This is a genomic window from Vibrio sp. AK197 (genome assembly GCF_053903115.1).
Genome location: NZ_CP096430.1, coordinates 1,707,712 through 1,719,768 on the forward strand (window position 1 = coordinate 1,707,712; position 12,057 = coordinate 1,719,768).

Annotated in this window: 9 protein-coding genes; 4 read left to right on the plus strand and 5 right to left on the minus strand. The window is 44.7% G+C overall.

Translation table 11 applies throughout. The features are described from left to right. Nucleotides 1-71: 71 nt before the first annotated feature. From M1D72_RS15070 to nirB, 3 genes are all read right to left on the minus strand, one after another. Nucleotides 72-920: a formate/nitrite transporter family protein gene (locus M1D72_RS15070; RefSeq protein ID WP_456295706.1), complete on the minus strand. Its 849-nt coding sequence runs from the start codon at nucleotides 918-920 to the stop codon at nucleotides 72-74. A 125-nt stretch (nucleotides 921-1,045) separates the two neighbouring features. After that, on the minus strand, nucleotides 1,046-1,369 hold the full coding sequence (gene nirD / locus M1D72_RS15075; RefSeq protein ID WP_456295707.1) for a nitrite reductase small subunit NirD: 324 nt from the start codon (nucleotides 1,367-1,369) through the stop codon (nucleotides 1,046-1,048). 13 nt (nucleotides 1,370-1,382) lie between these two features. After that, nucleotides 1,383-3,944 (minus strand): nitrite reductase large subunit NirB, encoded by a 2,562-nt coding sequence (gene nirB / locus M1D72_RS15080; RefSeq protein WP_456295708.1) that lies wholly within the window; start codon nucleotides 3,942-3,944, stop codon nucleotides 1,383-1,385. A gap of 263 nt (nucleotides 3,945-4,207) precedes the next feature. On the opposite strand from nirB, the gene M1D72_RS15085 reads away from it, so the two are divergent. From M1D72_RS15085 to M1D72_RS15100, 4 genes are all read left to right on the plus strand, one after another. Continuing rightward, the gene (locus M1D72_RS15085) at nucleotides 4,208-4,744 is read left to right on the plus strand and encodes a lipocalin family protein (protein WP_390189771.1); all 537 of its coding nucleotides are present in this window, start codon (nucleotides 4,208-4,210) and stop codon (nucleotides 4,742-4,744) included. A gap of 211 nt (nucleotides 4,745-4,955) precedes the next feature. Next, nucleotides 4,956-6,782, plus strand: coding sequence for an ABC transporter ATP-binding protein (locus tag M1D72_RS15090; protein ID WP_456295709.1), 1,827 nt, complete (start codon nucleotides 4,956-4,958; stop codon nucleotides 6,780-6,782). A 306-nt stretch (nucleotides 6,783-7,088) separates the two neighbouring features. Beyond that, on the plus strand, nucleotides 7,089-8,264 hold the full coding sequence (locus tag M1D72_RS15095; RefSeq protein WP_456295710.1) for a dienelactone hydrolase family protein: 1,176 nt from the start codon (nucleotides 7,089-7,091) through the stop codon (nucleotides 8,262-8,264). 173 nt (nucleotides 8,265-8,437) lie between these two features. After that, nucleotides 8,438-10,021, plus strand: a complete 1,584-nt coding sequence (locus tag M1D72_RS15100) for a methyl-accepting chemotaxis protein (RefSeq protein WP_456295711.1) — start codon at nucleotides 8,438-8,440, stop codon at nucleotides 10,019-10,021. 459 nt (nucleotides 10,022-10,480) lie between these two features. On the opposite strand, the gene M1D72_RS15105 is transcribed toward M1D72_RS15100, so the two are convergent. Then, nucleotides 10,481-11,041 (minus strand): hypothetical protein, encoded by a 561-nt coding sequence (locus M1D72_RS15105; RefSeq protein WP_456295712.1) that lies wholly within the window; start codon nucleotides 11,039-11,041, stop codon nucleotides 10,481-10,483. A 733-nt stretch (nucleotides 11,042-11,774) separates the two neighbouring features. Further along, nucleotides 11,775-11,930: a hypothetical protein gene (locus tag M1D72_RS15110; protein ID WP_456295713.1), complete on the minus strand. Its 156-nt coding sequence runs from the start codon at nucleotides 11,928-11,930 to the stop codon at nucleotides 11,775-11,777. Nucleotides 11,931-12,057: the final 127 nt, after the last annotated feature.

The following is a 12,057-nucleotide window of genomic DNA, read 5'->3' on the forward strand; positions in this document are numbered from 1 at the left end:
TCAGAACATGACTTGTTATCCTCACACAGAGGAATACATGGGCTTCACTTGAGGCAAAGCCCATCATTGCCTTACTTCGAATGAAATACCGTCTGAGTGGTATCTTGTGACTGAGAACCTAACGCAGGCGCGGTTTTCGCATGAGTTAGATACAGAGGAATTGCCGTAAATAGCAACCCACCGACAATATTACCCAAAATAGTGGGAACCAAATTGAAGTTAAGCCAAGTGGCAACGCCAAAGTCAGCGCCAAGCATCATGCCAAGTGGGAACAAAAACATATTCACAACCGCGTGCTCAAATACCAACGCGAAAAAGATAAAGATAGGCAACCACATGGCAGCAATTTTTCCAGCCACTGAACGCGCAGTCATATTACCAATGACCCCAAGACACACCATTAGGTTACATAAAATCCCACGCACGAAACAGGTAATCCAACCGTCTGCGCCCAATTGCTCAAAACCAACGGTGCGCGCAGTAGACACTTTAATAAACGTCTGCCCTACTGCATTGGGCTCCATGCTAAAGTTCATGGTTAGCGATAACGCAATCAAACCCGCAACAATCAACGAGCCAAGCAAATTACCAAACCCGACGAGTGCCCAACAGCGCACAACACGACCCCAAGTCACACCTGAACGGTTATCAAGCTTAGCCAATGGCGCTAAACCAAAGACTCCGGTGACTAAGTCATACCCCATCAAGCTCAAAATACAAAACCCGACGGGAAAGACCAACGCGCCCACCACGCCAAGTCCAGTTTGAGTAATGGCGGTGATGGCCACCACTACCGCTAACGACAAGATGATCCCTGCCATTGCACCGCGTAAAATTAAATCACGCGTGCTCGTTTTGATTTTGGCTTCGCCAACATCGATCATGGTTTGGACAAATTCTACAGGTTTTAATGCAGACATAATTGTATCCCTATCAAAAGTGAAAATTAAAAGGTTTAGGATTGAATAGGCAAAGGGACTTCTCAAAGATCTTTGGCTATTCCATCAGTTGGATTTGCCCTCCCATAAAAGGGAGGGCGCTGCCACTATGCGGCGATTTCGACCTCACCATTGATGACACGAGCTTGGTATGGCTTGACGCTAAACCGCGCATCCTCCAAACACTCACCTGTCGCAAGATTAAAGCGCTGCTTTTTCAATGGGCTCGCAACCCAAAGCGCTTCCTGATGCTCACAAATAAGGCCACGTGATAATACGTTGGCTTCAAAAAATGGGTCGGTATTACTGATAGCGAAAACTTGTTCGTCGAGTGTCGGACGAAAAACCGCGACTTGTTCACCATTGACTAGCGCGCAAACGCCCGTCCCCGGAATGATATCGTCAATAAGACAGACTTTTTCAAATGGCATAATGGGGTTCCTCTTAGGCTTCACTGGCAGCGACATGTAGAATATCGCCTTTACGCTGTGGGTACTTTTCACTCAGCGTCGCAGGGCGGTGTTGCTGACGTTCATCAACAAACACAACGTTATCATCACGTTGTTCTGAGTTGACGAAATGGGCAAAACGCTTAAGTTTTGATTCGTCAGCGAGCGCTTCCGTCCATTCGCAGTGATAGGCCTCGACCAACTTAGCAACATCCGCTTCTAGCTGTTGGTTGATGCCCAACTTGTCATCAATAATCACTTCACGCAGGTAATCAATGCCGCCTTCGAGATTTTCAAACCAGACGGAAGTTCGTTGAAGCGGAGCCGCTGTGCGAATGTAGAACATCATGAAGCGGTCGATATATTTGATCAGCGTTGCTTTATCGAGATCACTCGCCAACAAGTCGGCATGACGGGGTTTCATCCCACCGTTACCGCAAACGTACATATTCCAGCCAGCATCCGTCGCGATAATGCCAAGATCTTTACCTTGCGCTTCTGCACATTCACGCGTACAGCCAGAGACACCAAACTTCATTTTATGTGGGGTGCGAATGCCTTTGTAACGGTTCTCGATGTAAGAGCCCAAGCCAATAGAATCCTGAACACCATAACGACACCAGGTTGAGCCAACGCAGGTTTTCGCCATCCGCAGCGCCTTGGCGTACGCTTGGCCTGTTTCGAATCCAGCTTTGATCAGCTGTGACCAAATGGCTGGCAGGTCATCTTTATGAGCGCCAAATAAACCGATACGCTGAGCGCCAGTCACCTTCGTGTACAACTTGTATTGCTCCGCGACTTGCGCCAATACACCAAGAGCTTGAGGCGTTACTTCACCGCCAGCCATCCGTGGAATCACAGAATAGGTGCCATCTTTTTGAATATTGCCAAGGAAGTTGTCATTGGTGTCATGCAGTTTGACAAGCTGTGGCTTAAGAATATGCTCACCCCAGCAAGAGGCCAAAATGGATCCGACGAGAGGTTTACATACCTCACAACCATAGCCATGACCGTGCTTCTCAAGCAGTTCATCAAACGTTTTAATCTCTTCGATACGCACTAAATGAAACAGCTCTTGACGCGAATAAGCAAAGTGAGCGCAAACGTCATTTTTTACTTCAATACCTGACTTCGCCAATTCGGCATTCAGCACTGAAGTGACGAGCGGCACGCAGCCGCCACACCCCGAGCCTGCGCCTGTAGCGGCTTTGACATCAGCCAGCGTATGACAACCATCGGCTACCGCTTGAGCGATTTTGCCTTTGGTGACATCAAAACAAGAGCAAATAACCGCGCTTTCAGGAAGTGCATCCGCACCCAGTGCCGGCTTTTCTGCGCCCGCATGTGCCGGTAAAATTAAGCTATCGGGATGCTGAGGCAGTTCGATTTCATTGAGCATTAATTGCAACAAATCACCGTAGTCTGACGTATCGCCAACCAACACGGCGCCAAGCAGTTTTTTACCATCCTCAGAGACGATAATTCGCTTATAAACGTCTAGATCTTCATTTTGATAAACATAACTTTTGCAATTTGGCGTTCGCCCATTGGCATCGCCAATCGAACCCACTTTCACTCCCAACAGCTTGAGCTTAGCGCTCATATCAGCACCTTCAAACCGACTGCTGTGGCCAAGTAAATGGTCGACCGCGACCGTTGCCATTTTGTAGCCGGGCGCGACTAACCCGTAGAACTTTTCATTCCACGATGCGCATTCGCCAATCGCGTAAATATCGCCGTCTGATGTTTGGCATCTGTCATTGATTGCGACGCCGCCGCGCGGCGCAATATCTAGCCCCATTTGACGAGCTAGCTTATCTTGTGGGCGAATACCTGCCGAAAACACGATAAAGTCCGTTTCTAACGCCGAACCATCAGCAAATTGCATGGTATTACGAGCCTGTTCACCACCCGCAACGATCTCCAAGGTATTCTTACTGGTATGGACTTGAACGCCCATGCGTTCAATTTTATTGCGTAGCTGCAACCCACCTTGCGCGTCGAGTTGCTCTGCCATCAGTACAGACGCGAATTCAACCACATGCGTCGTCACGCCCAAAGCTTTCAATGCCCCCGCGGCTTCAAGCCCTAACAAGCCGCCACCAACGACAACACCACTTTTGCTGTGCTTAGCACACGCTTCTATCGCTTTTAGGTCTTCTATGGTGCGGTAAACAAAACAGTCTTTGTTTTCATTGCCTTTAATCGGTGGTACGAATGGATATGAGCCCGTAGCAAGAACCAGCTTGTCATAACCAATTTCTCGGCCTGAGCTTGAATAGACGGTTTTATTGTCGCGGTTAATATTGATGGCGCGCTCGCCCACCAATACCTGAATACCGTGCTTGTCAAAAAATCCTTCTTTCACAAGAGAAAGTTCATCAGCAGTATGGTGAGAGAAGTAGGATGAGAGATGCACACGGTCATAAGCAACACGGGGCTCTTCACAAAATACCGTCACTTCGAACTGAGAGACGTCAGCTTTCTCAACCAGGTCTTCTAAAAATCGGTGGCCAACCATCCCATTACCGATGACCACAAGTTTCAACTTGCCCATAAGAATTCCTAAGTGTTAATTATTTCACTGAGTGAATTTTTAAATGCGCAGCCAAAACGTTAGATGATATAAATCAATTCACCGTCCAAACTACCCTAAAGGGGTAGGTAAAACGCTCAAATTCGAAGTCAAAACTTCTCTCACCAACGAGCCTCATCCTAAATTCTTTTTCTTGCGTATAACAATTGGCGTTTGAATTGCTATCATGATGTTGATTTTACAGCTATCTTTACTTCGCATCTCATCAATAAGGACTGACAACTATGGCTTGGATAAAACGTGCTTTTATCACCCTATTTACCGCAATATCGCTCGCAGCTTGTACGGGGATTCCTGATGACATTCAACCTGTAGATAACTTTGATGTGCAGACTTATATGGGAAAATGGTATGAAATCGCCAGGCTCGATCACCCATTTGAACGGGGCTTATCCAATATATCAGCGACCTACACATTGCAAGAAGACGGCAGCGTTGAAGTCATTAATAAAGGGTGGAACCAAGAAGACAATGAGTGGAGCGAGGCAGTTGGCAAAGCTAAATTTGCTGGCGACAATGACGAAGGCCACCTCAAAGTGTCATTTTTCGGGCCGTTCTACAGCAGTTATATCGTCTACTTCTTAGAACCGGATTACTCTGTCGCCTTAGTCAGTGGCTATAATCGCGATTATATGTGGATTTTATCGCGCACACCGACTCTGACTGACGCTCAGCTCGACAAATATCAGACCATTGCAAAAAAAGCAGGTTTTGATACCTCCGCACTTATCTACCCGGAGCAGCAAACTCAACCTGAGTAATGCTTGCTTTAAACCAGCAGACGGATAACCGTTTGCTGGTTTTTCTTCTCCCTACCCGTTCTGTTAACTGATGAATCAAGTTGTTCATATTTGAGTCTTGCGTCAATTACGCTTATCATGAGCGCGCATTTCTTTGATCGTTAACAGAGTTTCTACAAATTCCGGTCAATAAATACACATTTCTTTTTCATTGCGTTAGGTCTATTTATTCATGTTTCAATGGTTCGAAAGCCTTACCACTCCTTTTCCCCAAGAGGAGCCACAAAAGCCACCTAAAAACCTATTAGGTTTTTGCCGACATTACACGCGTGGTTATGAAATACCGCTTATTTTAATGTCGATCCTCAGTGCATGTGTCGCCATTGCAGAGGTGACTTTGCTTCGCTACATGGGCGAACTGGTGGATATTCTTGGCAGCCAAGAGCGCTCAACATTTTGGCAAAACCAAAGTGACACCTTGTGGTCGATGGGCCTGCTCGTGGTGGTGGTCATGCCGATTTTGGCGTTCACGCACTCGATGATCATGCATCAAACATTGCTGGGTAACTATCCGATGTCTATCCGCTGGTTAGTGCATCGTTATCTGCTAAAGCAAAGCGTTGGCTTTTTTCAACGGGATTTCGCCGGACGTGTCGCCACGAAAGTAATGCAAAGCGCTTTAGCGATTCGTGAAACGGTGATGAAGTTGGTCGATGTGATGGTCTACATCAGTGTCTATTTTGCCTCGATGGTGTGGATGATGGGTGAAGCAGATCTGGTGATGATGTTGCCTATCCTTATCTGGCTTATCCTCTATATCGTCATCCAGTTTTATTTTATCCCGCGCATGAAAGCCATTGCGACAGACCAAGCCGATGCACGTTCGCAGATGACAGGACGCATTGTCGATAGCTATACCAACATCACGACCGTCAAGCTGTTTTCACATTCAGAACGTGAAATGAAGTATGCAGAAAGCAGTATGAAGTCATTCCTGCAAACCGTATATCGCCAAATGAGAATGGCCACTTGCCTGCTGTTAAGTGTCGACATTCTTAACTATTTATTGCTGTTTTCAATTGCAGCGCTTTCTATCATGTTGTGGATGGACGCTTCGGTGACGGTTGGCGTTATCGCTGTCGCGATCAGTATTGCTTTGCGCGTACAAGGTATGTCGAAATGGATCATGTGGGAGCTAAGCGGGCTGTTCGAAAATATCGGCACCGTGGTTGATGGCATGAATACCATCTCAACCGATGTTGAGATCAAAGATGTCCCTAACGCCAAACCCCTTAAGGTAAACCAAGGCAAAATTGAGTTTGACCACGTCAACTTTAATTACAGCGACGAAGTTTCGGTGTTTAATCAATTGAAACTCACACTTAAGCCGGGTGAGAAAGTGGGGATTGTCGGGCGTTCTGGAGCAGGTAAATCCAGCTTAGTTAACTTGCTGCTGCGCTTTTACGACATTAACTCTGGAACCATTCGTATTGATGGCCAAGATATTTCACAGGTATCTCAGGAGTCACTGCGTCATCAAATAGGCATGATTACTCAAGACACCTCATTATTGCACCGCTCCATTCGCGATAATATTCTTTACGGTGCGCCTGATGCCAGTGAAGAAGCATTAATTGAAGCGGCCAAACAAGCGCATGCGCATGAATTCATCACCACGCTGCGTGATGAACAGGGACGCAGTGGCTATGATGTCGAAGTCGGTGAACGGGGTGTGAAATTATCGGGTGGTCAGCGTCAACGTATTGCCATTGCTCGCGTCTTACTCAAAAACGCGCCTATTTTGATTATGGACGAAGCGACCTCAGCATTGGATTCTGAAGTGGAAGTTGCAATTCAGGAAAACCTTGATGCTTTGATGGAAGGCAAAACCGTGATTGCCATTGCTCACCGCTTATCGACCATTGCCGCGATGGATCGGTTAATTGTGATGGAACAAGGGCAAATTGTTGAACAAGGCTCCCATCAAGAGCTGATTGAAAAGAAAGGTATTTACGCCCAACTTTGGGCCCATCAGACTGGCGGGTTCATCGGAGAATAAAGACCATACTTTAGTGATAAATATCTGAACCTTGATTTTAAATTTCTAAGCGGCACACAGGTGTCGCTTTTTTTCTTCGCAATCACATGAAGCACACGGACGCCACGCTTCAATGTACTAACCACATTTAGAACAGCATAACACTCGCCCACAAATAAACGTGACAACCTACCAATAAATAATAAAACACCTTTTTAAAAACTCGATCGGCAATCCTAATTTGCCAGTACAATCACGACAATTGATTTCACGTTCTTATAATTTCTCAAGTGATGATAATACCATCTCACAAGGACGAAAATACTAATGAAAAAGAACGTTATTACCCTACTCGCGACTGCCTGTGTCACCTGCTTTACCTCAACGGCATTTTCTGCTGCCAGCGGCCCAGAGTATCAAACGCAAGCGTTTGATTCTCCTGATCGCACTTTTCCGCTGTTTTATGAGCAGCTCAAAGAACGAATGCCATTTGCCTTAGCTTGGAACGATGACATTAAGAACCCTAAGCAGTGGCGCAAACGTGGTCTTGAAAAAGCCCGTGACGTGATCTTCCCCTACCAAGACAAAACGCCTTTTATGCCAATGGTTATCGATGAAATTGATCGTGGCGATTATATTGCTCAGAAAATTGTGTTTAATATCAGTGCGGAGTCTCGCGTTATGGCCTTAAAGCTGATCCCTAAAGGCCGAGGCCCATTCCCCGCCGCGCTGTTTTTACACGACCACGGCAGCAAGTTCGATATCGGCAAGGAAAAATTTGTTGAAACCTGGAATAACGATGCGCGCCTAGCGTCATCGCAGGATTGGGCACAACGCTACTTCTCCGGTCGCTATCCTGGTGATGAACTGGCGAAACGTGGCTATGTCGTCCTCTCTATTGATGCATTGGGATGGGGTGACCGCTCAGTTGAAGGATTTAAAACCGACTCGCAACAAGCCTTAGCCTCTAACCTCTTTAATCTCGGTTCGTCATTTGCTGGCATCATCGCTTTAGAAGATGCTCGCGCCGCCCAATTTCTTGCCCACCAACCCGAAGTTGACCGCAAACGTGTGGCGGCGGTCGGTTTTTCAATGGGGGCTTTTCGCGCCTGGCAAGTCACCGCTCTCTCTGATGACATTACTGCGGGCGTCGTCGATTGCTGGATGGGCACCATGAAAGGTTTGATGGTGCCTGGCAACAACCAGCTTAAAGGACAGTCTGCCTTCAGCATGCTTCATCCTACCATCAGTAAGTATCTTGACTATCCCGACATCGCCGCACTCAGTGCACCAAAGCCAATGCTGGTATTCGCAGGCGGCCAAGATACGCTTTTTCCTATCGACTCCGTTGAAACGGCTTTCAACAAAATGCATTCAGTGTGGGATGCCAATCAAGCCGACGACAAACTTACAACGAAAATTTGGCCAAACAAAGGCCACACCTTTACCGAAGACATGCAAGAGGAGGCATTTGACTGGTTAGACAGTCAATTTGTTCGCTAGTCACGTTCGACCACATTCAAAACTAAAAGAGAAAACAGCATTGGACGGGTTGGGTCGTCCAATGCTGCATAACACAACCATGATAATTCAAATAATACCTAACACCCATTTAAGCAGTGCGCCGCGGCGCATTTGATTGACACTTTATTGATGTTCAAAGAAATGAGGCCCCCATGAAACTTTCGAAACAACTGGCCAGTTTAATTGCAGTCATGGCGATTGCACTTTTACTTAATGGCACCCTCGCATTAAAGCTACTCAATAATCAATTAATTGAAGGGAGAAAGCATGAAATCGAAACGATTTTGAATTTAACCCTCAACCAAGTAAATCGCTGGGTAGAAATGGAACAATCTGGGAAAATTACCCGAGAACAAGCGGAAGAGCGTGTTGTCGATATTTTATCTGGCATTCGATACGGTAGCTCCTACATTTGGGCGAATGACAACAATGGCATCGCACGAGTGCACGTCCGAGATGGCGTTGTCGGCACCTATCAAAAGTCATACCCAGAAGCGATCGCTCAACTGCGTGGCAAAACGCTTGATTTCAAAGTGTCCAATAACAGCAAACCTGGCACCGATGAAATGATCGTCAAAATTAATGGTATGGCCAAAATACCCAATTGGAATTGGGTAATGGGCATTGGCGCCTATATGGATGATATCAACGAAGCTTATTGGCAAGTGGTCATCTCGTTTCTTGCCTTGTCGGTATTGGTGCTGGCGGTCATTATTGCTATCGCCCTTTACATCGCTCGAAATATTCTTGGCAAAATCGGCGGCGAACCAAGTTACGCCATGGCCATTACCCAACATATAGCCCAAGGTAATCTCGATGAGAAAATTCAAGGTAAGTTCAGCGATAACAGCTTGCTGGGCTCCATATCCAAAATGCAACAATCACTTCGCGATGCGGTGCAGAGTATTCGCTCTGGTTCAAAACAACTGACCACATCTACTGCGCAATTAAAAACCCAGATGGAGAATATCTCTGCGGCTTCAACCGCTTCCTCTGATGCCTCCCACTCGACAGCCGCTTCAATACAAGAGCTTTCAACTTGCATTGAAGAGATCGCCCGTCACGCGACACAAACTGAGGACAACTCAGTACGCTCAAATACCATGTGCGGCGAGGGGGAAATGGTAGTTTTGGCTTCATCAGACCATATTCAGGCAATTTCCAAACAGCTTGAAGAATCGGTAGGAAACATCGATAAACTGCAACAGCGTTCATCGCAAATTGGTGAAGTCGTCAATGTCATTAATGATATCGCAGAACAAACAAACCTGCTTGCGCTTAACGCTGCAATAGAAGCAGCACGTGCAGGAGAACAAGGCCGTGGGTTTGCGGTCGTCGCTGATGAAGTGCGAACCCTTGCCTCTCGCACGGCTAAAGCCACCTCTGAAATCACAGATACGATTGGTGTAGTACAGACGGAAACGGATCAAGTGGCCAACCTTGTAAAATCGATTTTGCCGACGGTAGAGAACAGTGTGACCACCTCGGCTCAGGTGGCAACCATGCTTGAAGACATTAAAAACAGTTCGCTTGATACCCTGACGATGGTTAAAGATGTCTCGAATGCAACTTCGGAGCAAACCATCGTCGCTGATGAACTCGCGAAGCACTTCGAAAAAATCTCACAGATGATCAACGAATCAAATAGTGCGGTGATGGCTTGCAACACCAATGTTGACGATCTTGATACCCTCGCTCGTGACCTTGATGACGCAATTCGGATTTTTAAAGTGTAACCGATAAAGAGTCAGCACTCGGTGTGTTGACTCTTTACATCCCCAAACGACAGCCAACTATTGATGTAAAAAAGCTCACTACATCAAAGATAACCAATTGAAAATATTAAGTTTTTAATTAAGAAACTTTAAGAATACCAACTTCTAACCATAAATTAATTTAAATGTTATATAAAAAACAAACCATCGTTTTTTATTTTATAAATAACCTTAAATATATTGCTTTACCTCGCATTATTAGAGTAAATATTTTAATAAATTTGCGAGTGAACGGGCAGCTCACGATCCAAGCGAAAGAATATGTAATTTAATCTTGATAAAAATTAGAAATGGTTTAAATTTAAATCTCTTCTATCTGATAAACTCAAATCGCTTATTTTTAGCGCCACCTCTTCGGTGGCTTTTTTATTTTCAATAACAGCTAAACTAAATGATAATAATTATCAAAATACAAAACAATCAATAATCATCCTCTTCTAGCATTTCTAGGGCATCAATTAACCCTACGTATTGCACTTCAAATTCATCATTCAACGCTGTTAGATTGACGACACTCTGCTGTTTGTCAGTATTAAGTTTAATATCCATCCAGCAGTTACGCAGATTCAGAGCCAAAGCAGTCCATGAGAAACGATGATTGTTCACCAACATATCAAGTTGATATAGCTCATCTTCAAGTGCATTAAATGCGCCTTCTAGGCGCTCCTCCTGAAGAAAAACATCATCATCGTGCCCGTGTTTTTGACTTAACGCCTTAGCAATGGCCCACTGCTTTTTATAGGCGTTAATATTTCTTACGTCACGCAGTGCATAGCGTGCTAAGTGATGTATCATTTCCGTTTTACGTTTATTACGAAATGTATAAATAATCGCAATCAGTGAAAACAAAATAATGCCACTACCTAGAATTAATACCGCGAAGTTAACTATGTCGTACTCCTTAAATGTATTCGATGATGAGCAGTCATAAATAACACAAACATCAATAAACCAGTGACCCGAGAATCTTTCGTCGTACACATAGGGTTTGGCAACCAGAACGCACGACCTCAATAACCAGACAAAAGAGGTAGATTTCGATTTTATTTAATTACTACATGTTATTCTATTAAATCTACTTATAATTAACCTAAGTTTCAATTTCAACACTCAAAAATAATAATTATGATCAATAGCATGTCTTAACAAAGGTATAACTCCACTAACCTTAAGGATATTTAGATTACCCTTACTCTTAGTGAAAGGTTAATTGGAAAATGAATAATAAACGTCTCCGCTTATTTTTGAATAATTACTCCAGATAAGGCGTCGATTATCCAATAATTAAAGGAAATTATATTTATAACAATAATGCATTTATAAAATTAATAGTTAACGCGATAAGAGACGTGAATGTTACCGAAAGAAAAGGGCCCAGCAATATATATTACGTTAAGTCACAGTTCCGACTCTAACTCAATTCTCCAAAACGAAAAATGGATTTGACCGTCAAAATAAAGCCAATCACCGCATATTCATGCTGAAGGCAAAGGTCAATATGAGTACTGGCTATAGGTCACCTATCAGCTGGCCACCAGCTTTAAGCCCGTCTTGTTATTATTGTGGGCTTAATGTATAGCGGCTTAGTCTCCGTTCAATCAGACGCGAACACTATCGACACCAATATGTAGCTCGAGACGGATACATTGCGCTTAATCAGTAACCAGTAAACGCTGGTGACGTCCAATATTAGTGTCAGTGCCATCGCCCAAATTCAAGCGGGATAATAATCAATAAACAAATTGTAAGTGACAAAAAATAGACCGTTAACGGCAATAAGTAACGCACTGACAAAGTTGAGGTATGCCCAGCGATATTGGCGATCATCGCTAGTAAGAGAAAGGTAGTGAACGAATAATTTAGCAATCATGATAACGACCGTCCTGCGAAATAAAAATCGTTCGATAGTTACCATGGTCATGAGCAATCAGATTAACAAACAATTTAGTGGATATGCATCGCTCATCATCGGCGAAGCGGCCGATAGCATCGAAGAC